The organism is Flavobacteriales bacterium, assembly GCA_016124845.1.
GTDB lineage: Bacteria > Bacteroidota > Bacteroidia > UBA10329 > UBA10329 > UBA10329.
The window spans coordinates 114,434-141,033 of the sequence record WGMW01000006.1 but is presented as its reverse complement, the minus strand read 5'-3'; the positions used below and the strand labels follow the sequence as shown (position 1 = coordinate 141,033).

Sequence of the window (26,600 nt, the reverse complement as noted above, 5' to 3'; positions counted from 1 at the left end):
AGGGCATATATGGGGCATTTTGAGCCCCTGTCCGACCCCCATTTTCTGAGGAACTGAAAATGTGCAGCCAATAAAAAAGCCCCTCAGCGGGGCTTATTTGCGGTCAACTTCTGACGCGGATGGGGGTTGTGCATCAGTTACGGTTGTTGTGGTTAGTTGTTTCTATCTCTTTACAACAACCATTTTTCCACGACTCAGTTCAGTTCCTTCTTGGTTAATAAGGCTGTAATAATACAGGCCACCCACAAAATTGCTGGTGGCTATTTCAACAAACTGCTCATTCGTTTCGTTTCGATAAACGAGTCTTCCGCTAGCATCGGTCAAGGTAATTTGAATGGTTGAATGAGCTCGCTCATTCATTCTTATGGTAAAGACGTTAATAGTTGGATTTGGAAAAACAGACACATCTATGAGGTCAGGTTCCGTGGTCATTCCAACCGTAGAGGCTCCTTCATATGCGCCTACATCAATGATGTTCAAAACCCGTGGGTTTCCCGCAATGTCAAAAGCGGAGTAACTACCAACAGGATTGCCAGCATCTATGCAAGGAGAGTTTGGCTGCAACGACCAGTTTGCAGTATACCCATCATGAGATGTTCCTACTCCACTGCTGGGAGTTAGAAAAAGAGGGTCACTATCGAAATTGTTGCTAGTAGTACCCGTAAAGAAATTTCCGTTGAGTCCGAAAGCAGCCGTGCCTCCTTCAATATTACAGTAATAGAAGTTTGGATCGCTCTGCTCATCATTAAGCATAACTTGATCACCTTCATCATCTGACGCGTTGCCATATAAGATGCAGTTTGTAAAAGTTGGAGAACTTCCTTCATGACAGAATATTCCACCTCCTGTAGTTGAACTTGAGTTATTAACAATGGTATTGTTGGTAATGATCGGGTTGCTATTCCAAAGAAGCATGGCTCCACCTGCGTAGGCGTATGTAGATTCTTCGTGGTTATTAGCTATGACATTGTTGTTCATCACCGGATCACTCTGATTAGAGATCATCATCCCGGCACCGCCAGCATCAGTAGAATTGTTGCAGACGAAATTTCCTGAAAACTCTGGGCTGCTACCGTTGTTGAGCCGAATACCACCTCCAGCGGTATTGTCATAGTTGTACGAAATTACATTCCCAATAATGCTCCCGCTGCATCCTACGCAGTTTATTCCTCCACCGTAGCCACCGTTTGTGGTGTTGTTACTAATTGTGTTCCCCATAATTTCCACTGCATGGCTGCACCATAATCCGCCACCTTCTACATTTGAATTGAAACTGCTGTTTCCTGAAATGGTATTCCCAATAATAGAAGTCCCTCCATTTGTGTAAATACCGCCACCATCCGAAGCGTATGTATTTGCACTAATCTTACAATTAACAATCTTAGATATACTATTGAGGCTTGCAATGCCTCCACCATACAAGGCCCAATTGTTTCTGAGGGTGCAATTTGAAACAACCAGTTTGGTAATGTTATTCATAAATACGGCTCCGCCAAACCCGTCATTATTGCTCCCATTTGCCCGCCCCCAGCGTAAACTACAGTAGCTTAGGCGAGATGTGTCGTTGCTGGCTGGTGTGCCATCGAACTTCATACCATACCAGCCGTCAACGGTATTGGAAGCAGTAAAGTAAATGGAATCCACTACCGTACCTACGGCCAGTATTCGTCCTAAAACAAGAAGTTTGTAGTGACCTTGAAAAGACACCTCAACACCAGGTTCGATGGTCAGCGTTTCTCCATCAGGCACCATTATGCTTCCTTCAACTTCATACGGGGAACCTCCAAGGGTCCAGATGCCAGACACGGTGCCTCCTGGGATTGTGGTTTGAGCATAGGAAAATAGTGTTTGGAAAACAAGTAGAATACCACTGATAATTAGTTTCATAACAAATTGGGTTGAAATTATTTTGCTAATCTACTAAAGCAAATCAATTCAAACACCGTTCACACATTTATATCGCTTTTGAATGACAGACCTTGATATTGAAGCCTTCAAAATCAATCAAGAAAATGGAGGGATGAGTGCAAAAAGGGGCAAAAGCCCCTTTTTTGTACCTGAAATTGCTACGTGAATTACTACGAGACCATTAAAAAACCCTCAATCCAAACTGGAAAGAGGGTTTTAAAGTAGCCCGTAGGGGATTCGAACCCCTGCTACCAGGATGAAAACCTGGCGTCCTAACCCCTAGACGAACGGGCCGTTTTGGAAACGGAGTGCAAATGTAAAATTTTCTCTAAAACGAAATTCAGCGTCCGAAAAATTATTCGTCCGAATCGGTTTCTGAACTGAAACGGAAGCCGAGACGCTTGCCTGTTTTCACGCTCATTTTGTTGGTAATGTCGATCATCTGACCTACCTGAAGCTCGCTCATGGCGTTGTAGGGAGGCGTCAGCAGGTCGAATTCTTGGCAATAAAGAATAGCTGACATAATGATGGAGCGGAATGCTGTTGGCGAAATGGTCTCACTTCCAAAATCGTTGTACAGAAAACCGAGCTGCTTTTTGCCTTCCACAAAATAATGCCCCTCTTTGTTGATGAACAACCGGCCGACCAGATAACCCATATCTTCCAAACGGTTCATTTCGAATGACGTGTTCAGGAAATTGAAGATGCTGATCATGCCGCAGTATGCACGCATTCGGTCTGCTTCCACATAAGATGTCTTCCAAACGCGATGACTTTTGTCGAAGTCGAAAACATCATTGTGCAGGAAGAAGATCAACAGGTCTTCACCGAACTGTATCTCACCTTGAAAAGAACCTTTGTGTGTGAATTTCACATCGATTCCTTCCAAGCAATCGACTTCCTTGCAGAGTTCATCAGCCAGTTTTTCAGCTTCAGATTTGAATGTTTCGAAATACTCTTTGGTCTTGTTGAGCACTTCATGCTTGTAGGTGCTCTTTTCTTTCAGGGATCTGACAATTGACTGATATTGCTCTTTTTGATCCATTAATAGGATTTTGCAAACACTACGATCTGGTTCGAGTCTTTACCGCTGAAAACACATTTTCCAGCCACTTTGTATTTGTCTTCCAAAGGTATGAGGCGGATAGTAGCTTTGGTTTCGTCTTTGATCTTTTGCTCTGTTTCAGGTGTGCCGTCCCAATGCGCCAAAAGAAAACCGCCTTTATTCTCAAGCACATCTTTAAACTCATCCCAAGAACTTACAGGAGTGGTGTTCTCTTCACGGTGTTTCAGCGCTTTTTGGAACAGATTGGTTTGAATTTCCTTCAGCAGATTTTCCACATAGGTTTCAATTCCATCCTGCGAAACAGATTCTTTCGTCAATGTGTCTCTGCGCGCCACTTCCAGAGTGCCGTTTTCAATATCGCGAGGCCCAAGGCCGATGCGAACGGGAACGCCTTTGAATTCATACTCCGCGAATTTCCATCCTGGTTTGTGCGTGTCGCGGTCATCCAGTTTCACGGTAATTCCTTTCGCTTCGAACTGCGCTTTTATCTCGCGCGCCTTTTCGCATACCAAATTGTATTCTTCTTCTTTTCTGTAGATAGGAACGATGACAACCTTGAAAGGAGCCAAGTTCGGAGGAAGTACAAGGCCGTTGTCGTCCGAATGCGTCATGATCAATGCGCCCATCAAACGCGTTGATACGCCCCACGAAGTTGCCCAGACGAAATCCTGTTTGCCATCCTGACCTGTGAATTTCACATCAAATGCCTTTGCGAAATTCTGCCCGAGGAAATGCGAAGTGCCTGCTTGCAGCGCTTTCCCATCTTGCATCAACGCTTCAATGCAGTAGGTTTCAATGGCACCGGCAAATCGTTCGTTGGCCGATTTGGTGCCTTTCCAAACCGGAATGGCAAGGAAATTCTCCGCGAAATCAGCATAAACATTCATCATCTGTTCTGCCTCTGCAATGGCTTCTTCTTTGGTGGCATGTGCCGTGTGGCCTTCCTGCCAAAGGAATTCTGCCGTGCGCAGAAAAAGTCGTGTGCGCATTTCCCAACGCACAACATTTGCCCATTGGTTCACCAGAATGGGAAGGTCGCGATAGCTCTGGATCCAATTTCGGTACGTGTTCCAAATAATGGTCTCGGATGTGGGCCGAACGATCAATTCCTCTTCCAAGCGTGCATCCTCGTCCACTTCAATGCCGCCATCTTCGCCATTTTTCAAACGATAATGGGTAACAACGGCACACTCTTTGGCAAAACCTTCCACATGGTCGGCTTCCTTCGCAAAAAAGCTTTTCGGAATGAACAGCGGGAAATAGGCATTCGTATGTCCCGTTGCTTTGAACTTTCGGTCGAGTTCCTGCTGCATGCTTTCCCAAATGGAAAACCCATAAGGCTTTATGACCATGCAGCCGCGGACGGCCGAGTTTTCGGCAAGATCGGCCTTCATCACCAGTTCGTTGTACCACTTGGAATAATCCTCCTCACGTGAAGTGAAATCCTTCGCCATTTTGGTATGATGTTTGTTTGATTTGTATCAGGTTTTGCGAACGGCCAAAATTAAACATTAAGCCACGCTGACTGTCTTATAAAATGAACGAACGTAAAAGTCATATAGCCATGAAACGCGCATCATTCAAACATCTTTATCTCGCTGTCCTGTTCGGGAGCTTAGCACTTACTGCTGCTGCGCAGGATGACGATGGAATATACGATGATATCTATCAGGCGCCTCCAGTTCAGGAAGTGCAGGCGGACACAACTTCTCCGCTCGATGGTTACTCGACCGTGGATGATTACTATCCCGAAGGTGGTTACAATCCGCAGAACAACAACAATAGCAACGGCTATCAGTCCAATTCGCAGTTCTACACGGATACGAATGGAAATACCATCATCAACAATAATTACTACGGGAACTATTACAACGATAACGATTACGCCTATGCTTCCCGCATCAGACGTTTTCAGAACAACAACTACGGTTGGAACTACTACTCTCCGTACTACACCAACATGTACTATTACAATAATAACCCTTACTACTGGGGAACGAGCATCTACTCAGGTTACTGGCCAAGCTACAGTTGGTACGGAAACAACTGGGGCTGGTCGTTCGGTTTAGGTTACGGCTATGGAGGATGGAATTCGGGCTGGGGATGGAACAGTCCGTACTACATGCCCGCCTGCTACGGAATGGGTTACGGCTATGGCATGTACGGCTACGGAATGGGATACGGTTGGGGAAGCCCTTACTGGAATGGTTATTACAACGGCTACTATAATGGCCTTTACAACGGTTACTACGGAAGCTATGGCTACGGAGGCTACTACAATACCTACGACAGTAACAGCAACATTTACTACGGTCACCGAGGTTCTACGGGATCGGGTGGTACGATCGGGTCTGGTTACCGAGGTTCTTCAACACCCTCGTTAGGAACAGCATATAATAAGGCCGCCCAAGAAGGAAAAGTAGCTCATGCCAACGTAGGCAATGTACTCGGAACCAAGGACGGCAAAGCGGTTGCCGCAAACTTGGATGGTTACAAGGTCCGTGCAGATCAGGCAAATGTTCAGAACCAGGCCGCAGCTGGTGTGTCTAAGACAACCGCTGATAGAACCACAACCGATGTTTCGAAGCAACGGGCAACTGCCGCAACGCAAACAGTGCAAAAGACGAACCCGTATCAACGCAGTTCTTCTGACCGTGCTACGAACGTAAGCAGCCGTCAGGTGGCTTCTGCTTCTGCACGAGATCGCCAACAGGTGTCAAGTGTGCCATCTCGCAGTAGGGTGCAATCAACTTCTTCTGCTACGCGTTCAAATACCTATTACCGTGGAAACCCTGCCACGAGGATTGACAATCGTCAGCCAGCTCGCTCTTCCGCGCAGCAAAACCGTGGAAATGTTTACCGCGACATACAGCGGTCAAACCCTAACTACGGTAATAATGGCTACAACCGCAATTCGAATGATGATTACTATCGGCCGCAGCAATCTCGCCCGAACACGCAATATCAACGGCCATCCAATGGGCAGCAGAATGTTCCATCGAGAAATTATCAATCTCCTTCGAGGAACTATGATGCTCCTTCACGCAACTATCAGGCACCATCAAGGAATTACAATACGCCTTCAAGAAATTATCAGGCACCGTCTCAGAACTACAGTCCTCCTTCAAGAGGCGTAAGTCCAAACCGAGGACCTTCTGGTGGAGGATTCTCTTCCCCGAACCGCTCATCTGGCTTTTCAAGCCCTGGCGGTGGTGGAGGATTCTCAAGCCCAAGCCGTGGATCCTTCGGAGGTGGTTCCATGGGAGGCGGAGGCATGCACAGAGGCGGAAGACCATAATCGATGAGTCATGAAAGGAATGAAAAGGCTTTTGATCTTGCTTGGAGCCGTTGGGATGACGGTTTCTGGCTACGCGCAAAATGAACTGGACGCCTTAAGGTATTCGCAGTTGGATGTGATGGGCACGGCCCGTTACTCGGCAATGGGTGGTGCGTTCGGTGCGCTTGGTGGCGATATGTCGAGTATGATGGTGAACCCAGCTGGTATCGGTGTGTTTGCGAAAAGCACAGGTTCCGTCTCATTGAATATTTCATCAGTTGGAACGTCCGCAGCGTATCTTGGTACGACCAGCACAGACGGTAAGGCCAATTTCAACATCACAAATGCAGGTTTTGTGGCTCGGTTCCGTAGAAGAAGGGGCGAGGACAAGCAATGGGCTTGGAAGGCATTTCACTTGGGAGTGACATACAATCGGACCGCCAATTTCAATCGAAACACAATTGTTGCGGGCGTAAATAACAATAGTTCGGCCATTGATCCGTGGGTCGATCAGCTGAACAATAGCGGCACAGCTTACACCGACATTCCTTCATCAGATCTGGTTCCAGCAGGGGAGTTCACCAACGCTTACATGGGTTGGGGAACCTTTCTTATCGATACGGTGAAAGGTTCTACAAACAGATACATTCGAAACGTACTGCCAAGTTATGGAGAGTCGCAGCGGGTACAAGAAGTAACCAAGGGCGGAATGGGCGAGGCTGCGGTTTCTTTCGGTGGAAACTTTGGGAATGCTCTCTATGTCGGTGGTTCTATCGGTATTCCAAGGTTGAGCTATGAGGTGCAAAGAGCTTATACGGAAAGTGGTGGAAGTGATTCGATAACCAGCTTCAACTCATTCACAAAGACGGATTATCTGCAAGCTACGGGTACAGGATTGAATTTGAAATTCGGTATGATCTATCGTCCAGTGAAGTGGCTGCGTCTGGGAGCTTCCATCCATTCGCCAACGTGGTACAGCATCGGAGAGAAGTTCAAATCTACGATGGTGGCGAATCTGTTGAACACCACTTATACCCAATCCACTTTGGATGGTGCGTTCAATTATCGTCTTCAAACGCCTTTCCGTGCTATTGGAAGTTTGGGTTTCGTGGTGGGTAAGATCGGTATCATCTCCGCAGATTATGAATATGTGAACTACTCACTGGCGAAATTCCGTTCAAGCAGCTATGGTTTCAATGCAGAAAATGCGAGTGTCAGAAGTCAACTCAATTGGGCTGGTAACATTCGTTTTGGTACCGAATGGCGCATCAAATCCTTCAGCGTTCGCGGAGGTTTCGCCATTTTCGGTAATCCTTACAAATTGGGATTCAACTTCGACAACACGCGCTATTCGTTGGGTGCAGGCTTCAGACTTAAAAGGTTCTTCGTTGATCTGACCTACAGTCTTAACCGATACGTGAATAGCTACGAGGTGTACAATACCGATTACACGCCTCTTGCGAAGGTGGTTACAACGAGCCACAACATCACCACAACGGTTGGATTCCGTTTCTAATTCTGAAGTCTCAGAATTCCTGCTTTGGCCTTTTGGTTGATGCTGTTCCGATATTCCGAATTATCGAAATCTGAACACGTTTCAAAGGCTTTTAGAGCCATATCTTTCTTGCCTTGTTGTTCGTAGATGTAACCGAGCATCAAAGATGAATTGGCGGCAAAGTAGCGTTTGCTCTCTGCGCCACTTTCTATCGTGAGTTTGTAGTAGTTGATGGCCTCACTCAGGTTGCCCAATTCGTGGTGGATGCGCCCCAAACGGTAGGTGAATTCCAATTGCTCATCACTCGTTTGGATGCTTCCCTTCGGTGAGTTGATCAACGTGTTCAATGCTTCGCGATAGTAGCCGCCATCGAACTGCAAACGCGCTTTGAGCAATGTCTTGTTCGGAATAATGCCCGATTCAAATTCCTTCTGAGCAGACTTGTCTTCATCCAGCATGGTGTTTCCGATTCCATCAACACTTGAGATGATCTTTCTGTACATATTCTCATCTCCCGTGAGAATAAGTGCCTGCCACGCCATTTTCTGATGCGCAGATTTCAGGTAACTGTTGCCTTTGAAGGACTTGATGTATTCACGAAAATTGATGCTTGCGTCTTTGTCCATACGCGAGAGTTTCATTTCGCCAAGAAGGAAATTCAAGTATGGAAAAGCTTTACGGCCTTCGATTGCGGCTTCCAAGATTTTTATGGCATCATCCGTTTTGGCCGCTTTTCTAAGCAGACTTGCATTAGCGAAATCCATCAACGGTCCCGTTTCCAATTTCACTTTTTCGGCAATGCTGTTCAGTCCATCCGCATCATTCAATAGATTGATGTACAGGAAGCTCAACAGAAAGAAGGTTTCCTTGCGCAGGTTATGGTAAGTTTCTTTTCCTTCTGTTTTGTTGATGACCATTTCCATTTCGCCCACGCCTTGCGAAATGGTTCCGTCCACGCCCATAAGTTTGGTAGCCCAACGGTAATTGTCGGGAACAGTACCGATAAGCGTGTGCAGCAGCCCCATTCCTTTATATGTGGGAAGGAAATCAGGGTATTTCTCCATGTTCTTTTCCAGCAGATGGAAAGCCTTGTTGATCTCTCGAGCACCGTTCAAGTATTCTCCGAATCGCATCATCGAAAATGCCCAATGCAGATGCAATTCGCCTTCGGCCAAAAGTTTGTAAGGTGAATTATCAGGAAGTCGGTCAAATGCTTTCAAACGTTCCGAACGCAGTTCTTTACGCAGTTCGAACTGTTGCTGGTCTTCGGTAACTACTATGAAAAGGAAGTCTGAAAGGTCTTCGAGATAGCGTGCGGAAAAATTGTTCGGATCGGACGTTTTCAGTTTCTGAATACGTTCGCTTGCTTCTACAAACTTTAGGTCGAGTAGGAGGGAATAGGCTTCTTGAAAATCATCGTTAACAGTAAAATGCTGGCTTTGGGCTTTCAGTGAAAGTCCAAGACTCAACAGTAGTGCGATGATTGTGCGGAACATCAGGTACAAAAAAAGGGGATTCAAAGCGAATCCCCTTCAATATTCAAACCATTCAGGTTTTATCCTTCTGTTTCGCCATCGATTTCAGCGTCAACAAGCACGCGACCGCAATGCTCACAAACGATGATCTTCTTTCTCAAGCTGATGTCAAGAATTCGCTGTGCTGGAATCACGTTGAAGCAACCACCACAGGCACCACGCTCAATCTTCACAACGGCCAAGCCGTTGATCGAGTTTCCGCGGATTCTCTTGTAAGCGGTCAACAGACGGTCTTCGATCACTTTCTCTGCATCTTTCGATTGCTTCACCAATTTAGCTTCGTCCTTCTCCGTTTCGGCAACGATAGAGTCAAGTTCAGCCTTCTTAGCTTCAAGATCTTTCTGACGCTCTTCCAAGGCTGTTTTTGCTGTCTCGATCAACTCATTCTTGGCCTCAATGTTTGCCTTGAACTCGTTCATTTTCTTCTCACAAAGTTGGATTTCCAAGTTCTGGAACTCAATCTCTTTGTTCAAAGAATCGAACTCACGGTTGTTACGCACTTTTCCTTGCTGCTCCTCATATTTCTTGATGGCTGCAAGTGCATCCGTGATCATATTCTTACGCTGAACGATTGCATCTTCAAATGCATTCACTTCATCGGTAAGGTTCTGCAAACGTGTTTCAAGACCTGCGATGTCGTCTTCAAGATCCTGAACTTCCAATGGAAGCTCTCCACGGATGGTGCGGATGCGGTCAATTTCAGAATCGATCTTCTGAAGATTGTAAAGCGCTTTCAGTTTTTCCTCAACTGTGAAATCCGAACCGGTTGTAGCTTTTTTTGTGGCCATGCTCTATAGATAGTTTATCGGGTTTGTCTTCACTCTTGACAAACGGGGTGCAAAGGTAGGAAATTTCTCTGCGAGTTTTTCTGCTAAAAGTTGAATGGTGAATTGTTCGCTTTCGTAGTGGCCGATGTCGGCAATGATGATGCGGTTTTCAGCATCAAAAAATTGATGGTATTTGAAGTCGCCAGTGACGAAAACATCGGCTCCAGCACCGATTGCGGAGCTGAGAAGAAAGCTGCCCGATCCACCACAAATGGCAACTCGTTTTACATTCTCCTTATGTGGAAGCGTGTAACGGACGCAATCCGTTTTCATGTTGGTTTTGAGAGATTTCAAAAACTCCAGTGCATCCATTTCCTTTGGCAGATCACCGACCATTCCAGAACCGACCTCTTTCCAGAGGTTTTCCATCGGATAAATGTCGAAGGCCACTTCTTCGTAAGGGTGTGCTTCCTGCATGGCTTTCAGCACCGATTTCACCGCAAATTCAGGAACAACTGTTTCAATCCTCACTTCATTTTCGGAGTGGATTTCACCTTTGTTTCCTACAAACGGGTTGGTGTTCTCATTTCCACGGAAAGTCCCCGTTCCATTGACATTGAAAGAACATTGGTCGTAATTGCCGATTTGGCCAGCACCGGCATCGCACATGGCCGTTCGCACTTTTTCCGCGTGTTCGGTAGGGCAGTAGGTCACCACCTTCTTCAGCAATTGCTTTTTGGGTTGAAGAATGCGCGTGTTCTCCAGACCGAGTTGTTCTGCAAAGCGTTTGTTCACACCATCAATTACGTTGTCCAAGTTGGTGTGGATGGCGTAAAGGAGCACATCCTTTTTGATGGCTTTCATCACCGTGCGTTCGATGTAATTCTTGCCGTTCAGCCGCTTTAGGCCGCTGAAAACAATCGGATGATGGGAAACGATTAGGTTGCAGCCTTGCGAAATGGCATCCTCAACCACGTCTTCGGTGCAATCCAAACTCACCAGAATTCCTGTCACTTCAGTTCGAGAATCTCCGACCAACAATCCTGAATTGTCGTAACTCTCCTGAAGCGATGGTGGTGCCAGCTGTTCCAAAAAATCAATCACCTCGGCTGCTTTCATCTCTTTTCGATTTGAAGCAATATTAAGAAGAATGACGGGTTCGTTTCTATCTTCACCCCGATGCCTTGGTACCGACATCTGCTGTGGCCGTTCGCCATTATCTACGGGATCGTTGTCACCGTGCGCAACTTGCTTTTCGACATTGGCATTCTTCCATCCAAAGAATTTGATGTTCCAGTGATATGCGTGGGAAACCTCGAAACAGGCGGAACAGGAAAGTCGCCTTTGGTCAGCTACATCGTTCGGATGTTGCTTCAGAAAGGAAAGAAGGTGGCAGTGATCAGTCGCGGCTACGGTCGCAAAACCACAGGTTTCAGAATTGTTGAAACGAACAGTTTGGCTGTTGATGTTGGTGATGAGCCGCTGCAACTTAAGCGAAGGCATCCTGAAGCTATTGTTGCGGTCTGCGAAAATCGTGTGAGGGGAATAGAGCACTTATTAGCTTCAAATCCAAAACCCGATTTCGTGGTGATGGATGATGGTTTCCAACATCGTTGGGTAAAGCCGAGTTTTTCCATTCTGGTCACAGCCGCACATTTGCCCTACATACAGAATTGGTTACTGCCTGTCGGTACCCTACGCGAAACCATGTTCTCCGCATCGCGTGCTGATGTTTGTGTAATTACGGGAGTGAGTGATCGAATGGAAGCGGCTGCCATTGATAACGTCTATCTTACAAAGACCGTGGTGGAAGCAGAAGTTCAGATTTCAGGACGAACGAACAAACTGGAATTGGGTGGAACCATCATTTCATTCTGTGGTATTGCCAATGCCGAACGTTTTCAGGAATTGGTACGGATGAATTTCAATGTGCTGGAACATTTCAGTTTTGCCGATCATCACAATTACACCGTTTCTGACCTCAAAAAGCTGCGGGAAAAAATAGATAGTTTTGGCGCGGCCGTTGATGCGGTTATCACTACAGAAAAGGATGCCGTTCGATTGATGAACACGCCTCTTTTGAGTGAATTCGGGGAGATTCCTGTTTATTACTTACCGATTGATATTGGGTTCTTGTTTGAAAAAGGGCCTGCGTTTGAAATACTGATACTGCAACATGGAAAACATGCTTGAGAAAATTAAAGAAACGGCTGCATACCTGAAGCAGCGGACGGGTGCATCTCCTGAGGTTGGGATTATTCTGGGAACAGGACTTGGAGGTCTGGTCAAAGAGATCGAGGCGGAGCATGTGGTACCGTATGAGGAGATTCCCAATTTCCCTGTTTCCACGGTTGAAGGCCATTCTGGCAAACTGATCTTCGGAAAGCTTGGCGGCAAGTCGGTAATGGCCATGCAGGGTCGTTTCCATTACTACGAAGGCTACGACATGAAGCAGGTCACATTTCCTGTTCGGGTGATGAAGGCTCTGGGAATAAATGACGTGGTGGTTTCAAACGCAAGCGGAGGTGTGAATCCCGATTTTGAGATCGGTGACCTGATGATCCTGAACGATCACATCAACCTGTTTCCGACCAATCCGCTCATGGGAAGGAATTACCCAGAGCTCGGACCGCGGTTTCCTGATATGAGTGAGGCGTATGATAAAAGCCTCATCGCAAAAGCGAAGGAAATTGCATTGGCAAATGGAATAAAAGTGCAAGAAGGAATTTACGCAGGATTGAGCGGTCCGTGTTTGGAAACGCCTGCTGAGTACATGTACGTGCGGAACGTTGGTGCGGACACGGTGGGGATGTCAACGGTTCCTGAAGTGATAGCTGCTCGTCATGGCGGCATGCGCTGTTTTGCCGTTTCCATTATCACAGACCTTGGTGTGCCTGGCAAGATTGTGAAAGTAACGCACGAGGACGTTATTGAAGTGGCCTCGAAAGCTGAGCCGAAAATGACGCTCATCATGAAGGAACTGATAGCCAGTCTCTAAAACAGAAAAGCCCCCGATTTTGGAGGCTTTCACATTTTCATTGGCAGGGAAAGGGAACGGGTCAATCCTGCATTTCTATCATCTTAAAAGGAACGTTGATGATGCTCTGGTAATCTTCACCAGCTTCGAGCATGTCTTCATCATCTTCTTCGTAGTACCAGTTTATCACGATCTCGCTGCCATTCTTGCTCATGTTCTCCATCTTCTTGAAAAGATCGAGCAGACATTTGGATGAACTCGTATTGAAGTATTCGAGTTGGATATCGCATACCGTTTTCGACTTCGGGCTATTGGAGTATTCCTCCAACCAATCTACCAACGGCTTGTAAAACTCAATGGAGTTTTCGGGTATTGAACGCCCTTTCAATAGGATTGCTCCTGTGTCACCATCAAATTTCACGTTGGGCGTTTTCGGTGTTCCTTCTATAAAAATCGAGTCCATGTTACCGATGTTTTATGATTATTGTTCTTCTACGTTTATGTTGAGACTGAAAAACGAGTATTTGTCATTCATTGGTGCAAACTCGTAGTTCAGTTTTTTGCCTGTTTTGCGGGCAATATCGATCATTCCCAGACCGCCACCGCCTTTGTCGGACCGACCATCGCTGTTCAGCACTTCCTTATACAGTTCTTTCAACTCATCTTTTGTGAGCGAATTGATGCGGTCCAAACGCTCTCTGAACGAATCTTTTCTATCCGAGAGAATGTAGTTTCCTGTGGTGATCGAATAGCCATTTCGGTTAAGGCTGATCATGAATATGGCCGAGCGGTCTGTTCCGTTCTTGGCAGAATCGGAGGGAATCTCATCGATGTGGTGATAGAGGTTCTGTAGACACTCCACCAGTACGTTATATACTTTCTTCTTCAACCTTGGCGCTTCATTCATGTCGTCCATGCGCTGCTCAATTATCTGCAGGATGGAAGACATCAGTTCAGAGGTGACATCACCTTTGAACGATAGGACGACCTTGTTCGTCTCCATTCGGTGATATAGGTCGTAAATATTCATCTCCTCTTCTCGCTCTTTCAATAATACGCCTCGGTTAGCTGTATTACGGTTCATAAGCTGTTATTCGGTTATTCGATGTTTCAGCCCCGATTTTCCAAGTTTCGCATCTTATACTATCATTCTCGCATTAGGTTACCATCCGATCTAAAAAAATGCCCAACCCCGTTCAAATCAATATTTTTGGCCGCCCCAAAAAGCATGCACGTGCACAACTGGTTTAAAACGTGGTTCAATTCGCCCTACTATCATCTCCTTTACAGGAACAGGGATGAGGCCGAGGCCGAGCGGTTCATCGATCGCTTGACCGCATATTTGGATCTGCCACGTGGCTCCCGCGCGCTGGATCTGGCCTGTGGCAAGGGGCGTCATTCATTGCACCTACGGAAAAATGGGTTCGATGTGGTTGGAATTGACCTCGCTGAGGACAGCATTGAGGAGGCCAGAACATTGGAGTGCGATGGATTGGAATTTTTCGTTCACGACATGCGCTCGCTCTATTGGACCAAACACTTCGACCTTGTGGTGAATCTCTTCACCAGTTTTGGATATTTTCATAGCGCAGACGATGACCAGAAAACCATCTCGACTGTGGCTGATGCATTGAAGCCCCAAGGTATTTTCATACTCGATTTTATGAATGTGGAAAAGGTGATCGCCAACTTGGTTGATTATGAGGAGCGAACGATCGATGGTGTTCAGTTCGAAATTTCACGTGCCGTGGAAGACGGGACGATCGTCAAACGCATCCATGTTATTGATGGTGATCCCGAAAATTCGGGACAGGTCGTTGAGCTTGATTTTGAGGAACAGGTAGATGCACTCAAATTGCAAGATTTCGTTGCTTATTTTGAGGCCGCTGGTTTGGAGCTGATGGAAACTTTCGGGGACTACAATTTGAACAGGTTTGACACGCAGCATTCGGACCGTTTGATACTTATTGCTAAAAAGACTGCCGCCTGATGGAACTGTTGATATTACTGTTTGGAGCTTTTGCAGGAGGAATGCTGGCTTGGGTTGTCAAGATCAGCCAACCCAATATGAAGATAGCGTTGGCCTTCAGCGGTGCATTCATGCTTGGCCTTTCCTTTTTTCACGTGCTGCCCGAATCGTACGGGATACTCGGTTCCAAGGCAGGTATCTGGGTATTGATCGGATTCATGGTTCAGATCATGCTCGAAGTGCTTTCTAAGGGAATGGAACACGGACACGCGCATGCGTTGCACGGCAAGGAACTTCCTATGGCGCTGTTCGTGGGGCTTGGTGTACACGCTTTGCTTGAAGGTTTGCCCTTTGGAGGCGAACATGCGCACGAACATCATTCCCTGCTCACGGGTGTCATCATTCATAAGATTCCTGTGGCTTTCATTTTGGGAACGGTGCTGCGAGGAGCGCATTTCTCGGTTGCACAGGGAGCGCTGGCCATCTTTGGATTCAGCCTAATGGCTCCGCTGGGAGGAATCATCACGCATTTTTTGGAAGGTTCGGTTGTTGAGGTCGGCAATTTTCAAGGAATTGTTCTGGCCATTCTGGTCGGGGTGTTTCTACACATCGCCACCACCATCATTTTCGAATCAGACAAAGGACACGCATTCAACATCCGCAAACTGGCGGCAATTGTAGCTGGTTTTGTGCTGGCGTACGTGTCAATTTAAGTTACCGTTATTATGGTATGGTGGCAGAGAACATTGGCCCGACCTATCTGTTATCTTTGCCAACGAATCGAATTTTAATCAAAAATCACAGAATAAAATGTCAACATTAGTAGGTAAAAAAGCACCTTTTTTCAGCGCACCAGCAGTTGTAAACGGAGGAACCGTTGAAGCTGATTTCTCATTGGATCAATATATCGGTAAGAAGAATGTCGTGTTCTTCTTCTACCCGAAAGATTTCACATTCGTCTGCCCGTCAGAACTTCACGCATTCCAAGAAAAATTGGCCGAGTTTGAAGCAAGGAACACGGCTGTCGTTGCCTGTTCAACGGACACAGAGGAAACACATTGGGGATGGTTGCAAATGGATAAAGCTGCTGGCGGCATCAAAGGGGTTACTTACCCGATCGTAGCAGATACTGCCAAGACCATTTCTGCAAACTACGGAGTGCTTTTCGGTGATTATGACATGGACGAGGACGGTGATCTGATCGCAACAGGACCAATGATCGCATTCCGTGGTCTTTTCCTTATCGATAAGGAAGGAACTGTGCGTCATGCACTGGTAAACGATCTTCCATTAGGAAGAAACGTTGATGAGGCATTGAGAATGGTTGATGCGCTGACCTTCTTTGAAGAGAACGGTGAGGTTTGCCCTGCCAACTGGGTGAAAGGCTCAACAGGCATGAAAGCCACGCACGAAGGAGTTGCCGAATATCTGGCTTCTCACTAAGCGATTTTGAATTTTGGCGAAGGCCCGAACGCTTCAGCGTTCGGGCCTTCGTGTTTAAAGTAAACTGCCGACAGACCGTTTCCTGCAACACGCGTAACTTGTGCAACAAACGAATCGTTAATCCAAGCATGCTCATGAGATTTTTATACACCATCGCGCTTTCCTTCCTTGTTTCATTCATAATGCCCAGCTCGGTTCTGCTTGCGCAAACAGTAGATCCGAATGCCATTGACGGACAGATCCATCTAAAGCTTTCTGGGGCTTCGCCAATCAATCTGGATGGATACACAGGTGGCAATGTTACAATCGACCTGCTGTTTGCGGCTTCTGGACTCGACAGCATTTATCGGCCGTTTCCCATGCCAGGAACTGCACTTGACAGCATTTACCGCGTCATCTTTCCGAATGTGGCACAAGTTGATGTGTTGATCAGCGCATTAAGCGCGTTGCCTTACGTGGAGTATGCAGAGAAGAATCCGCTGATGTTCACTTCACATACTCCGAACGATCTTCAGTCGGGCCAATGGGCGTTGACCAAAATACAGGCAGAGGAAGCATGGAATTTCACCACAGGTTCGTCAAGCGTGCTGGTGGCTGTATTGGACAATGCCATTTCCATTGATCACCAGGATCTTTCAGCCAATATTTACTTGAACACGGCAGAACAGAACGGCCTTACATTATTGGATGATGATGGCAATGGAAGAGCAGATGACCTGCATGGCTATGATGTTGCAAACAATGATGCCGACCCGCGCCCGCCAGCAAATGCATCGGGTAATAATGATGAATTCATTCATGGAACACACGTGGCAGGAATTGTTGGCGCGGTTTCCAACAATAACACGGGAATTGCTTCCATCGGTTATTCGATAAAAATTTTACCTGTTAAGATCGGGCGCGATTCGGATGCTGCTCTTACGGGCGGCATTGATGGCATTTATTACGCCATGCGCTCTGGCGCTGATGTTATCAGCATGTCGTGGGGAACAACTACCGATGCGGCCACGCTGAAAACGGTGGTGCAGCAAGCGGCTGTTTCGGGTGCGTTGCTGGTGGCCGCAGCAGGAAACGATGGAGACCAAACGTTGAGTTATCCGGCCGCGTACCCGCAGGTGGTGAGTGTGGGAGCCACAGACGAGAATGACGCCAAGGCATCATTTTCGAGCTATGGTTCCACTGTGGATGTGATGGCTCCGGGAGTGGGCATCTACAGTACACTTCCAGAAAACAATAACACGTACGGAAATCTCAGTGGAACATCCATGGCAACTCCGCTGGTATCAGGTTTGGCAGGATTGGTAAAATCGTATTTCCCAAACATGAATGCGTCACAGATCCGTCAACGGATAGAGCAAGGTTGTGAGGACATCAGCGCGGAGAATCCGGGAATGAGCGGAATGATCGGTGCAGGAAGGATCAATGCGTTCCGAACACTTGGAAATGTGGCCGTGGCCGACATCTCAAAAGAGGATATTTCCATGTGGCCGAATCCATGTTCGGACGTTCTGTATTTGAAAAAGCCAGCACAACTGGCGGTGAAAAATGTAACGGTTGTGGATGTTTCGGGTCGAGAGGTGCTACGGAGCGCATGGTCGCGGAACCTCGACCTCAACGCGCTTTCTTCGGGCGTCTATTCACTCAATGTGGCAACTGAAAACCACCTGTATCAAACCAAATTCATCGTGCAATGAAAAAAGGACTATTGCTCATTCTTGCGTTCGTTCCATTTCTCGGACTGCCAGGCTGCAAAGTGCTGGACGAACTTCGCACGTTCCACATCAACTATTCGGCTGATTTCACCATTCCGAGTACGAGCATCATCGATATCCCGGTCAGTTTGCCCACACCTTCCACCACAACCAATTCCGAACAGAAGTTTGAGGATGAAGGCGTGAAATCCGACTGGATCGATTCCATCAAATTGACCTCACTCAGCATTACCATCACTTCTCCGCAAGGAGAGGATTTCAGCTTTTTGCAGGAAATTTCCATTTACATGAAAACAGATGGGCAACCGGAAGTGCTTATTGCAAGCAAGATCCCAGTTCCGTCAGATGCTGGGAGCACGCTGACGCTTGATGTGACCGGAACAGACCTCTATCCGTACATCTCGCAAAGCAGTTTTACGCTGCGCACGGCCGCCACTACCGATGAGACCATGACGCAAAGCGTTGATTTCCGTGCCGATATGGTGGTTGAGGTGAAAGCCACCATTCCTGGAGGTAAGAAGTAATTGATAGTTGGAAATGCGGCTTCTCATTTTCCCGTTCCTTCTCCTTTCATCACAGATTCTGTTGGCGCAAACGTCTGTGCTTACGGAACTCTGCGACCTTCCTTCGGTTGTGAGCGAAACCTCTGGCATTGTCAACGGCCCGAACGGGTGGTTTTGGACACACAACGATAGCGGGAATCCTGCCGAACTCTATTGTGTAGATACGAACGGAGTGCTTCAGCGCACCGTTTCGGTTATCGGAGATGTGAACACGGATTGGGAGGAAGTGGCAAAGGACGATGAGGGAAACCTGTATGTGGGCAACTTCGGCAACAACTCACTCGATCGCACCGATCTGCACATCGTGAAAATTCCGAGGATCGATACATGCACGGTCAATGCAGTTGTAACCGATACCATCCGTTTTTCCTATCCCGATCAAACAGCATTTCCGCCAAGCGGAAGTTATGGCAACTTCGATATGGAGGCCATGTTCTGGTTCAATGATTCGCTGCATTTGTTCAGCAAAGACCGCTCGAATCCATCTACAGGATATACCAAGCATTACAGATTGCCTACGCAGAACGGAACTTATGTGGCCGAACTGCTCGATAGCTTTTACGTAGGACACACCAGTTTCGTTTTTGCGGTTACCGCAGCAGATATTTCCGAAAATGCAGATAGCGTGGTTCTGCTCACTTCAGACAAGGTTCTGCTGTTCACCAATTTTACGGGCAGCGACTTCTTTTCTGGCGATGTTCTGACCTTAGGTTTTTCTTTCATATCGCAGAAGGAAGGCATCTGTTTTCGCAATGGATCTCTTTACATAACCGATGAACAATCCTTTGGGATGGGAGGGAAGATGTACCGATTGCATCCTTCGGTTTTTATTGGTGTGAATGAGACTTACAGAGAACTTAGCGTAAGAACCATTTATCGCCAAGACCTCTCATTGCAATCAATTGAATTTGAAGGTGAAGAAGTGGAATGGAAACTCCTCAGCACCGATGGAAAACTGGTGCGTTCAGGGAATTCAAGGGGTAGAATCCTTGCTTCAGAATTCAACGGTAAACAAGGAATGTTTGTGATTCAGTTGTCAACGGATAGTGGTGCCAAGGCGATGCTCATCCAACTTTAGGGTCACAGCTTCTTTGCTGCATTCCAGTATTCGTCCATTTCCTCCAAGGTCATGTCCGAAAGTTCCTTTCCGTCTTTTTTCGATTCTGATTCCAGATACTGAAAACGCTTGATGAATTTCTTGTTGGTGCGCTCCAAGGCCGTTTCGGGATCAATGTCAATGAAACGCGCGTAATTGATCATGGAAAAGAGCACATCACCGAACTCGCTTTCGATCTTCGTTCTATCGGCATTCGAATCGATCTCCTCTTTCAGTTCTACCAACTCCTCATTCACCTTGTCCCAAACCTGTTCGCGGTTGTCCCAATCGAAACCAACTCCACGCGCCTTGTCCTGAATGCGTGTGGCCTTGACCATGGCAGGCAATGAACGGGGCACGCCTTCCAACACGGATTTCTTGCCTTCTTTCAGTTTCAGTTTTTCCCAATTGGCCTTTACTTCCTCCTCATCGGCAACCTTCACATCTCCATAAATGTGAGGGTGGCGCGAGATGAGCTTCTCGCAAATGCCCTCGGCCACATCGGCAATGTCAAATGCGTTCTTCTCCGAACCGATCTTGGCATAGAAAACGATGTGAAGCAGGATGTCGCCCAGTTCTTTCCTTATCTCTTCCAGATCATTGTCCAGAATGGCATCGGCCAGTTCGTAGGTCTCCTCAATGGTCAGATGGCGCAGGCTCTCCAGCGTCTGCTTACGGTCCCACGGGCATTTCTCCCGCAGGTCGTCCATGATGTTCAGCAATCGTCCGAACTGTTCGAGTCTTCGGTCCATTCTTGTTTTGGCTTTGGACAAAAGTGACGAAATAAACAGGTCAACGTGGAGTGTTGAGATGCGGGTTTTACCCGATTATTCCACAAACTTGGGGAATAAGACCTCCGAGGTTTTCAAAATAGAGGAGCCCGAAATGCAGGTTCTGTGAATGAATCCGTTGATTCTATCATAGCCCACGATTTAAATCGCGGGTCATGATAGATGGCAGAGTACCAACCGTTTTAACGGTTCTGAGGACAGGTCTATCATTGGCAAGTGTGATTCTGATTTTTTTCGGACACCCATGTTTTCAAAACCTTCAAGGCATTTATATCCCGTTCACTCTAACCGCTCAATAATCCACCCTGTTTCATCGGCTGCCTTTCCGATGGTGTACTTGCCGACCTTCTTCTCGTTGAGCGAAGTGACGATGCGGGCAGGTGTGTTTCCACGCCCCACCCAATTCCAGTCACGTTTATCGACAAAATACGTTTCACCCACCTTCATTGCCGTCAGGGCCTTGCGCAGCCAATGACCGTTGGTCATGGGTATTACGCCCCCTTTCTTATCAAGGTCCTCCGGTCTGATGATGCCCGAATGGGCCTTGCTTTGGGGTTTCCGATGTTTTCTGTTCAACGCCATGGCGGTCGTATTTAAGGTTATCGCACTTGTCCGCTCCACCTGATCACCATTGCATTTTCGGTTCGCAGAACGCAAGGCTACGTTTGTGGAACAACGGGTAACGTCAGCAGGATATTGCGTATCGCTGCTGATACTCAAGGCAACTTCCGCCAAACTCGGCTTAACGTTCGCATTACTCGCGGCATTGATGTCGATACTCGGAGTGTCGTGAGTATTACTCGGAGCAACGATTGGAATACGCAAGGCTACGCCAGTACTACTCAAATTTACGTTCGCATTACTCAAGGCAGTGTTTTTGGGGCTGCGAACAGAAATGGTCTCACAGAAAGTACCACTGAACGAAAACTGGCGGTTGAAATTCCTTGTGCCGAGCTCGGTGGTGGTGCTGTTACTGGTGGTGGGGTTGGTGAGGAGTTTCCGTTAACCTGTCAAGTTCACGGAAAACCCCACTTTCCCCACTTCATTCCCCTCAGTATCAAAGGTCTTTTCCTCAAAGAGGCAGCGGCCGTTGCGGTCCACAAGGATGACGGTGGAGCACACCGTGCCGTAATTAGGTGTGTTGATGAACTTTGGAGAAAGGATCTTCTCCAGTTCGGATCCTACGCCTGTGTCGGGCAGTTGGTCATCAGCGGCCAAATGGTCGTCCCGTAAAATGGAGAAGAGAAAATCGGTCTCTAACCTGTTTTCTTGTATTGCGACCTGTAGGCGCTTTTTACCGTCATCCACCTTCGGCCAAGGAGTATCAAGAAACGCATTGCTCAAACCATGAACTCCCTTGCCAATTGGGCGAGGTGTTCTTTCCACATTGGAGAAATAGAACAGTTCTGACGGTTTCCCAGCTACAAGGTTAAAGCCATTGTAAGCTTCGGGATCTTCAATGCGCTGTAGATAGCTTTCTGCATTTGCATCTGTTGTCAGAAAATCGGAAACCAGTTTACCGCGAGTTGGACCTTTGCGGTTGAAGTAATCGGGATGGCGGTAGTTGGTGAGAAAGGCAATTTCACCACGGGTGTTGACGCCCAGCCATGTTCCCATGCCTTCGAGGTCGCGGCCTGCCAGCACTTCGGGATGGTCTTTCCAAAAGGCTGCTTTGGCCGCTGGTCGCGCTCTGAACTCATCTCTGTTCGCCAAGAGAATGAACGGGAACTCTGTACTTTCATTGATGGCGAATAAACATAAGCACATTTGATAGCTACTGAATTGGACATTTTAGGGCCACAGATGCACAGATTTTCACGGATGTATCACAGATACTTCTTTTTATCAATGAAATCTGCGAAAATCTGTGCATCTGTGGCTAATATCATGTTGTCTTACTTTAATCTTAGATCCAACTGAATTGTCGATATCTTGTCTTTCAGTTGCTCTCTGACAGAATCATATTCAGCTTTGTCCTTCAACTCGGCATTCACCGAGAAATAGAACTTGATCTTCGGTTCGGTGCCCGATGGACGGGCAGTTACCACCGTTCCGTCTGCGGTCTCAAACTGCAATACGTTAGAAGTTGGAAGTCCAGTTTCCGTTTTACTTCCATCAGCAAGGTTGGTCACTTTACCGAGTTTGTAATCGCGTAGCGTAAGTACATCCGAGCCCGCCAATTTCTTCGGTGGATCATTGCGGAGGTTTTCCATCATCTGCGCGATCTCCTCTGCACCCGAGCGGCCTTTTTTCGTCAGGCTGATAAGGTCTTCCAAGTAGAAACCGAACTCCAAGTGGATGTCCATCAATACTTCAGAAAGGCTCTTGCCATTGTTCTTGGCCCAAGCACACATTTCGGCAATAAGCACACAGCTTAGCACCGCATCCTTATCGCGTACAAGGTCGCCAGAGAGGTAGCCGTAGCTTTCCTCACCACCGCCAATGAATTGCTCCTTTCCTTCCAGTTTCAGTATCAGCTCCGCGATGTATTTGAAACCCGTAAGCACATCATAGCACGGAACATTCTTCGCCTCCGATATCTTCTTGATGAGCGCGGTGGTCACAATCGTTTTTCCTGTGAACTGCTTGCCGTTCAGTTTTCCAAGTTCGCTCCATCGTTGAATGAGGTAATACACCAGCAGCGAGCCTGTCATGTTGCCGTTCAGCAGTTCCAGTTCTCCTTTCATGTTACGAACCGCAATACCAACACGGTCTGCATCTGGGTCTGTGCCCATTACGAGGTCAGCGCCCAAAGCTTCGGCTTTCTCCAATGCCATTTTCAGCGCAGCGGCTTCTTCTGGGTTCGGAGATACCACCGTTGGGAAGTTTCCGTCTGGCGTATCCTGTTCGGCTACGGTATGCACATTCGTAAAACCGAGTTCCTTCAGCGTGCGGGGAACCATGGTGCCGCCCGTTCCGTGCAGGGCAGTGTAAACGATGTTCAGATCGGATTGCGCTTTCACCGCTTCAGGCGAAAGGCAAAGTGATTTCAAACCATCGATGTAAGCACGGTCGATCTCATCCTTCACCAACTCGATCAGCGATGCATCCGCATTCCAGTTCACATCCTGCGGACCAGCAATTTTCTGTACTTCTGCGATCACATTTTTATCGTGCGGAGCAACCAATTGGCCGCCATCCTCCCAATATGCCTTGTAGCCGTTGTATTCTTTCGGGTTGTGCGAGGCTGTGATGACGACACCCGCCTTGCAACCATAATGACGCACGGCAAACGAGAGTTCGGGTGTTGGTCGCAGTTCGCTGAACAGGTAAGCTTTGATGCCGTTGGCGGCAAAAACTTCTGCGGTCTTCCGTGCAAACAACGGGCTGTTGTTGCGCGAATCGTGTGCAATGGCCACGCTTATCTCACCACCGAACGACTTCTTCAGGTAATTGGCCAATCCTTGCGTGGCCATTCCCACGGTGTAAATGTTCATACGGTTGGTGCCCACGCCCATCAGTCCACGAAGCCCGCCTGTACCAAACTCAAGGTCCTTGTAAAAACACTCGGTCAGTTCCTCTGGGTTCAAATCAATAAGGTTCTGAACCTGTGCGCGCGTTTCCGCATCGAACGCATCGGATGTCCATTTTTGGGCTTTTTCGAGAATGGCCTTTTCCATCTGTCGCGTAATTTGCGGCAAAAGTACAATTGCCTCTCAACTGGCAACGGTAACGTTGAAATCCTATTTTTGGACTTGGATTTAACATGAAAACATGAAAAGAACAGTTCTAAGTCTATCATTGGTTATCGGATTATCTTCGTTCGGCTTCGCCCAACAGGAGGAGTTGAAATCGGCCACGGCCAACCTTGAAAAGAAGAATTACATTGCTGCGCTGGATGACATCAGCAAGGCAAAGAAGGCTGTGACAAAACTGATATCGGACAATATTGCAAGTGTGCTCCCTGCCAAATTCGGTGAGTTTGAGATGCAGAAGGATGATTTTGGCGGTGGAATGGACATGGGTGGTGTAAGTGTTACCAAAACTTATAGGAAACCTAAACCTTCTTCGGAAGGAACAAGTGGCGATGCAGCCATGAATGACCCTGCCATAATGGATCCGATGATGGGGCAGGATCTTGAACAGATCACGGTTCAGATCACCAACAATATGATGAATGCGAGTGAGGTACAGAATGCGCATTCCATGCAAGAAGGCGGAATGAGCTCAGGTGATGTGAAGCCGATTCGTGTGAAGGGCTATCGCGCCATCACAAAATCGTATGGTGGTGGTGAGAATGAACCGGGGTATAGGAAAATGCAACAAGCACAGGCCATTGTCGGGGGGGCGTTCATTTCAGTTGATATTGAGGGAGTTAAAGAGCCAGGGCAAGCCCTAAAATTTTTGGAAACGATCGACTTTGAGAAGTTGATAGGAATGGTAGGTAAGTAATTTCCAGGAAATTCTTTGAAAGCCGCTACGCGATTCGTGTGGCGGCTTTTTTATTGTCCAGATGCATTTTTCTCGAACATTTTGATGAGATCCTCATCGCTCATACTCATGTTCTGAATGGAGAATTGCGCATCCTCGGCCAGTTTGTGGTCAGGATAGGTAGTGAGGAACTTCTCATAGAACCACCGCGCCTGAGCTGTATCGCGGTTTAAATTCTCTTCGCAGAAACCGCAGAGAAAAAGAGCTTCCGGAGATTTGTAATATTCCGCGTGATCATCGGCAATGGTACGGAAGTATTTCACCGCCAAGTTTCCCTGTCCGATGCCCATGCTCACTTCTCCTGCCTTGAAGAGCATATCCACCGCCAGACTGTCCTTTTCATTGCTTTGATAGAAATGGGCGTATTCACGCACCAATTGAATCCCTGCTCTTGGGTCGGCTTCGGCCTCTTCATCTGCAAATAGAATAGTTTCCATGCTATCGATTCGCGCCAATGATAGGTCTCGCTCCGAAAGGGGTTCTTTTGTTGGTCCGCACGCAGTGAAAAGCAGTGCCAAAGCGGCAACGGAAATGTTCAGTTTCTTCATTTCGGGAAACGCATTTTGTATTCAGCATCCACAATTCCTTTGCTGATGTCGTTCAGCTTTCCTTTCAGCATTCTGCGCTTCAAGGCAGGTAGGTGGTCGGTGAAAAGGACGCCTTCAATGTGGTCGTATTCGTGTTGGATGATTCGGGCGGTGATGCCTTCAAACCACTCTTCTTTCAACTCCCAATTCTCATCATAATACTCGATAAGTATCTTCGGCTTGCGGGAAACATCCTCTCGGATCCCAGGAATGCTCAAACAACCCTCATTGAAGTCCCATTTCTTGCCTTCTTCTTCGAGAATGATAGGGTTGATGAACACTTTTACAAAGCCATCCAACTCTGGATGCTCTTCGCAGAATGGCGTGGCATCTACAATAAACAGTCTTATGCTGAGTCCGATCTGTGGCGCGGCCAATCCAACGCCCGAAGCGTTGTACATCGTCTCGAACATGTTATCCACCAACTGTCCCAATTCGGGGTATTCAGGGTCGATGTCTTCCGCTACCTTCTTCAAAACGGGATCACCGTAGGCAACGATCGGGAGAATCTTGGTTTTCGTCTTCGTTTCGCTCATCTGTTCAAACTGTTCTGCTGTTCCATGTACGATTGCAGGATGATGGTGGCACTCACCTTATCGACCATCGCCTTGTCCGCACGCTGTTTCTTCTTCAGGCCGCCCTCAATCATTGCTCCAAACGCCATCTTAGAGGTGAATCGCTCATCCATTCGGTCGATCTGTACATGAGGGAACTGCTTTTTCAGCCGTTCTGTCAGTTGATCGGCACCAGCGGCAGCCTGTGCGGGTTCGTTATTCAGGCGTTTCGGGTCACCGATCACAATGCAATCCACCGTTTCGGTTTCCATGTATTTCTTGAGGAAATCCATCAGTTCGTTCGGATGCACGGTTGTGAGGGCCGAAGCAATGATCTGCAACGGGTCGGTGGCGGCAATTCCCACGCGTTTTGTCCCATAATCCAATGCCAGAATCCGACCCATTTACCTGCTTTCTGAAGCGCGGCAA

General features: G+C 47.4%; 26 protein-coding genes and 1 tRNA gene. 10 read left to right on the top strand and 17 right to left on the bottom strand.

All coding sequences use genetic code 11. The features are described from left to right. Positions 1–162 precede the first annotated feature (162 nt). The 5 genes from GC178_02740 to GC178_02720 all read right to left on the bottom strand — a co-directional run bounded on the left by GC178_02740 (position 163) and on the right by GC178_02720 (position 6,162). Complete coding sequence (locus GC178_02740; GenBank protein ID MBI1286473.1) at positions 163–1,887, bottom strand: T9SS type A sorting domain-containing protein; 1,725 nt, start codon at positions 1,885–1,887, stop codon at positions 163–165. A 243-nt stretch (positions 1,888–2,130) separates the two neighbouring features. Continuing rightward, positions 2,131–2,202 (bottom strand) — tRNA-Glu (locus GC178_02735). A gap of 61 nt (positions 2,203–2,263) precedes the next feature. Next, on the bottom strand, positions 2,264–2,953 hold the full coding sequence (locus GC178_02730) for a hypothetical protein (GenBank protein MBI1286472.1): 690 nt from the start codon (positions 2,951–2,953) through the stop codon (positions 2,264–2,266). After that, the gene (locus GC178_02725; protein ID MBI1286471.1) at positions 2,953–4,428 is read right to left on the bottom strand and encodes a proline--tRNA ligase; all 1,476 of its coding nucleotides are present in this window, start codon (positions 4,426–4,428) and stop codon (positions 2,953–2,955) included. The genes GC178_02730 and GC178_02725 overlap by 1 nt, the downstream gene beginning before the upstream one ends. A 1,428-nt stretch (positions 4,429–5,856) precedes the next feature. Then, a complete protein-coding gene (locus GC178_02720; GenBank protein MBI1286470.1) occupies positions 5,857–6,162 on the bottom strand; it encodes a hypothetical protein in 306 nt (101 codons plus the stop codon). Between the two features lie 120 nt (positions 6,163–6,282). Here GC178_02720 and GC178_02715 point away from each other — a divergent pair, with 120 nt between their 5' ends. Then, positions 6,283–7,767, top strand: a complete 1,485-nt coding sequence (locus tag GC178_02715; GenBank protein MBI1286469.1) for a hypothetical protein — start codon at positions 6,283–6,285, stop codon at positions 7,765–7,767. Here the strand turns inward: GC178_02715 and GC178_02710 are convergent. Genes GC178_02710 through GC178_02700 form a run of 3 tightly spaced genes read right to left on the bottom strand, consistent with a single transcriptional unit; the run spans position 7,764 to position 11,167 of the window. Beyond that, a complete protein-coding gene (locus GC178_02710; GenBank protein ID MBI1286468.1) occupies positions 7,764–9,242 on the bottom strand; it encodes a tetratricopeptide repeat protein in 1,479 nt (492 codons plus the stop codon). The two genes, GC178_02715 and GC178_02710, sit on opposite strands and share 4 nt — an antisense overlap. A 59-nt stretch (positions 9,243–9,301) precedes the next feature. After that, positions 9,302–10,069 carry a hypothetical protein gene (locus GC178_02705; GenBank protein MBI1286467.1) on the bottom strand — a complete coding sequence of 256 codons (768 nt, stop codon included), beginning with the start codon at positions 10,067–10,069 and terminating at the stop codon, positions 9,302–9,304. Between the two features lie 3 nt (positions 10,070–10,072). Further along, positions 10,073–11,167 (bottom strand): Nif3-like dinuclear metal center hexameric protein, encoded by a 1,095-nt coding sequence (locus tag GC178_02700; GenBank protein ID MBI1286466.1) that lies wholly within the window; start codon positions 11,165–11,167, stop codon positions 10,073–10,075. 60 nt (positions 11,168–11,227) lie between these two features. On the opposite strand from GC178_02700, the gene lpxK reads away from it, so the two are divergent. After that, positions 11,228–12,241, top strand: a complete 1,014-nt coding sequence (lpxK, locus tag GC178_02695) for a tetraacyldisaccharide 4'-kinase (protein MBI1286465.1) — start codon at positions 11,228–11,230, stop codon at positions 12,239–12,241. Continuing rightward, positions 12,234–13,046: a purine-nucleoside phosphorylase gene (locus tag GC178_02690; GenBank protein ID MBI1286464.1), complete on the top strand. Its 813-nt coding sequence runs from the start codon at positions 12,234–12,236 to the stop codon at positions 13,044–13,046. The genes lpxK and GC178_02690 overlap by 8 nt, the downstream gene beginning before the upstream one ends. 61 nt (positions 13,047–13,107) lie before the next feature. Here the strand turns inward: GC178_02690 and GC178_02685 are convergent, their stop codons facing one another. Beyond that, positions 13,108–13,488, bottom strand: a complete 381-nt coding sequence (locus GC178_02685; GenBank protein MBI1286463.1) for a DUF1987 domain-containing protein — start codon at positions 13,486–13,488, stop codon at positions 13,108–13,110. A gap of 18 nt (positions 13,489–13,506) precedes the next feature. After that, positions 13,507–14,109 carry a hypothetical protein gene (locus GC178_02680; GenBank protein ID MBI1286462.1) on the bottom strand — a complete coding sequence of 201 codons (603 nt, stop codon included), beginning with the start codon at positions 14,107–14,109 and terminating at the stop codon, positions 13,507–13,509. 144 nt (positions 14,110–14,253) lie between these two features. Between GC178_02680 and GC178_02675 the strand changes: the two genes are divergently transcribed. The 6 genes from GC178_02675 (at position 14,254) to GC178_02650 (ending at position 19,790) form a co-directional block, all read left to right on the top strand. Next, entirely contained in the window at positions 14,254–15,015 is a 762-nt protein-coding gene (locus tag GC178_02675) for a methyltransferase domain-containing protein (protein ID MBI1286461.1), read from the top strand. Beyond that, positions 15,015–15,707, top strand: coding sequence for a hypothetical protein (locus GC178_02670; GenBank protein MBI1286460.1), 693 nt, complete (start codon positions 15,015–15,017; stop codon positions 15,705–15,707). The genes GC178_02675 and GC178_02670 overlap by 1 nt, the downstream gene beginning before the upstream one ends. A 97-nt stretch (positions 15,708–15,804) precedes the next feature. Further along, a complete protein-coding gene (locus GC178_02665) occupies positions 15,805–16,437 on the top strand; it encodes a redoxin domain-containing protein (protein MBI1286459.1) in 633 nt (210 codons plus the stop codon). A gap of 128 nt (positions 16,438–16,565) precedes the next feature. Then, positions 16,566–18,131 carry a S8 family serine peptidase gene (locus GC178_02660; protein ID MBI1286458.1) on the top strand — a complete coding sequence of 522 codons (1,566 nt, stop codon included), beginning with the start codon at positions 16,566–16,568 and terminating at the stop codon, positions 18,129–18,131. Then, complete coding sequence (locus GC178_02655) at positions 18,128–18,673, top strand: hypothetical protein (protein ID MBI1286457.1); 546 nt, start codon at positions 18,128–18,130, stop codon at positions 18,671–18,673. Before GC178_02660 ends, GC178_02655 begins: the two co-directional genes overlap by 4 nt. A 13-nt stretch (positions 18,674–18,686) precedes the next feature. After that, positions 18,687–19,790 (top strand): hypothetical protein, encoded by a 1,104-nt coding sequence (locus GC178_02650; GenBank protein MBI1286456.1) that lies wholly within the window; start codon positions 18,687–18,689, stop codon positions 19,788–19,790. A gap of 2 nt (positions 19,791–19,792) precedes the next feature. Here the strand turns inward: GC178_02650 and mazG are convergent, their stop codons facing one another. The 4 genes from mazG to GC178_02630 form a co-directional block, all read right to left on the bottom strand. After that, on the bottom strand, positions 19,793–20,560 hold the full coding sequence (gene mazG / locus GC178_02645; GenBank protein MBI1286455.1) for a nucleoside triphosphate pyrophosphohydrolase: 768 nt from the start codon (positions 20,558–20,560) through the stop codon (positions 19,793–19,795). Positions 20,561–20,878: 318 nt separating this feature from the next. After that, a complete protein-coding gene (locus GC178_02640) occupies positions 20,879–21,424 on the bottom strand; it encodes a hypothetical protein (protein MBI1286454.1) in 546 nt (181 codons plus the stop codon). Between the two features lie 177 nt (positions 21,425–21,601). Beyond that, on the bottom strand, positions 21,602–22,366 hold the full coding sequence (locus GC178_02635; protein ID MBI1286453.1) for a hypothetical protein: 765 nt from the start codon (positions 22,364–22,366) through the stop codon (positions 21,602–21,604). 128 nt (positions 22,367–22,494) lie between these two features. Then, complete coding sequence (locus GC178_02630; GenBank protein MBI1286452.1) at positions 22,495–24,219, bottom strand: phospho-sugar mutase; 1,725 nt, start codon at positions 24,217–24,219, stop codon at positions 22,495–22,497. A 94-nt stretch (positions 24,220–24,313) separates the two neighbouring features. Between GC178_02630 and GC178_02625 the strand changes: the two genes are divergently transcribed. Beyond that, complete coding sequence (locus GC178_02625) at positions 24,314–24,991, top strand: hypothetical protein (GenBank protein MBI1286451.1); 678 nt, start codon at positions 24,314–24,316, stop codon at positions 24,989–24,991. Positions 24,992–25,041: 50 nt separating this feature from the next. Here the strand turns inward: GC178_02625 and GC178_02620 are convergent, their stop codons facing one another. From GC178_02620 to ruvX, 3 genes are read right to left on the bottom strand one after another with little or no spacing between them, the layout of a single operon-like run. Beyond that, positions 25,042–25,578, bottom strand: coding sequence for a hypothetical protein (locus GC178_02620; protein MBI1286450.1), 537 nt, complete (start codon positions 25,576–25,578; stop codon positions 25,042–25,044). Beyond that, positions 25,575–26,153, bottom strand: coding sequence for a peptide deformylase (locus GC178_02615; GenBank protein ID MBI1286449.1), 579 nt, complete (start codon positions 26,151–26,153; stop codon positions 25,575–25,577). Before GC178_02615 ends, GC178_02620 begins: the two co-directional genes overlap by 4 nt. Further along, positions 26,150–26,575 carry a Holliday junction resolvase RuvX gene (gene ruvX, locus GC178_02610; protein ID MBI1286448.1) on the bottom strand — a complete coding sequence of 142 codons (426 nt, stop codon included), beginning with the start codon at positions 26,573–26,575 and terminating at the stop codon, positions 26,150–26,152. The genes GC178_02615 and ruvX overlap by 4 nt, the downstream gene beginning before the upstream one ends. Between the last annotated feature and the right edge of the window lie 25 nt (positions 26,576–26,600).

Bases quoted from the DNA above. Each gene is read 5' to 3' on its own strand.
- GC178_02740 (MBI1286473.1), bottom strand. From the start codon at position 1,887: ATGAAACTAATTATCAGTGGTATTCTACTTGTTTTCCAAACACTATTT.
- mazG (MBI1286455.1), bottom strand. From the start codon at position 20,560: ATGGACCGAAGACTCGAACAGTTCGGACGATTGCTGAACATCATGGAC.
- GC178_02725 (MBI1286471.1), bottom strand. From the start codon at position 4,428: ATGGCGAAGGATTTCACTTCACGTGAGGAGGATTATTCCAAGTGGTAC.
- GC178_02615 (MBI1286449.1), bottom strand. From the start codon at position 26,153: ATGAGCGAAACGAAGACGAAAACCAAGATTCTCCCGATCGTTGCCTAC.
- lpxK (MBI1286465.1), top strand. From the start codon at position 11,228: ATGCCTTGGTACCGACATCTGCTGTGGCCGTTCGCCATTATCTACGGG.
- GC178_02655 (MBI1286457.1), top strand. From the start codon at position 18,128: ATGAAAAAAGGACTATTGCTCATTCTTGCGTTCGTTCCATTTCTCGGA.
- GC178_02720 (MBI1286470.1), bottom strand. From the start codon at position 6,162: ATGAGCGGTTCGGGGAAGAGAATCCTCCACCAGAAGGTCCTCGGTTTG.
- GC178_02650 (MBI1286456.1), top strand. From the start codon at position 18,687: ATGCGGCTTCTCATTTTCCCGTTCCTTCTCCTTTCATCACAGATTCTG.
- ruvX (MBI1286448.1), bottom strand. From the start codon at position 26,575: ATGGGTCGGATTCTGGCATTGGATTATGGGACAAAACGCGTGGGAATT.
- GC178_02670 (MBI1286460.1), top strand. From the start codon at position 15,015: ATGGAACTGTTGATATTACTGTTTGGAGCTTTTGCAGGAGGAATGCTG.
- GC178_02685 (MBI1286463.1), bottom strand. From the start codon at position 13,488: ATGGACTCGATTTTTATAGAAGGAACACCGAAAACGCCCAACGTGAAA.
- GC178_02620 (MBI1286450.1), bottom strand. From the start codon at position 25,578: ATGAAGAAACTGAACATTTCCGTTGCCGCTTTGGCACTGCTTTTCACT.
- GC178_02675 (MBI1286461.1), top strand. From the start codon at position 14,254: ATGCACGTGCACAACTGGTTTAAAACGTGGTTCAATTCGCCCTACTAT.
- GC178_02690 (MBI1286464.1), top strand. From the start codon at position 12,234: ATGCTTGAGAAAATTAAAGAAACGGCTGCATACCTGAAGCAGCGGACG.
- GC178_02705 (MBI1286467.1), bottom strand. From the start codon at position 10,069: ATGGCCACAAAAAAAGCTACAACCGGTTCGGATTTCACAGTTGAGGAA.
- GC178_02660 (MBI1286458.1), top strand. From the start codon at position 16,566: ATGCTCATGAGATTTTTATACACCATCGCGCTTTCCTTCCTTGTTTCA.
- GC178_02635 (MBI1286453.1), bottom strand. From the start codon at position 22,366: ATGTGCTTATGTTTATTCGCCATCAATGAAAGTACAGAGTTCCCGTTC.
- GC178_02630 (MBI1286452.1), bottom strand. From the start codon at position 24,219: ATGGAAAAGGCCATTCTCGAAAAAGCCCAAAAATGGACATCCGATGCG.
- GC178_02625 (MBI1286451.1), top strand. From the start codon at position 24,314: ATGAAAAGAACAGTTCTAAGTCTATCATTGGTTATCGGATTATCTTCG.
- GC178_02700 (MBI1286466.1), bottom strand. From the start codon at position 11,167: ATGAAAGCAGCCGAGGTGATTGATTTTTTGGAACAGCTGGCACCACCA.
- GC178_02710 (MBI1286468.1), bottom strand. From the start codon at position 9,242: ATGTTCCGCACAATCATCGCACTACTGTTGAGTCTTGGACTTTCACTG.
- GC178_02665 (MBI1286459.1), top strand. From the start codon at position 15,805: ATGTCAACATTAGTAGGTAAAAAAGCACCTTTTTTCAGCGCACCAGCA.
- GC178_02730 (MBI1286472.1), bottom strand. From the start codon at position 2,953: ATGGATCAAAAAGAGCAATATCAGTCAATTGTCAGATCCCTGAAAGAA.
- GC178_02715 (MBI1286469.1), top strand. From the start codon at position 6,283: ATGAAAGGAATGAAAAGGCTTTTGATCTTGCTTGGAGCCGTTGGGATG.
- GC178_02680 (MBI1286462.1), bottom strand. From the start codon at position 14,109: ATGAACCGTAATACAGCTAACCGAGGCGTATTATTGAAAGAGCGAGAA.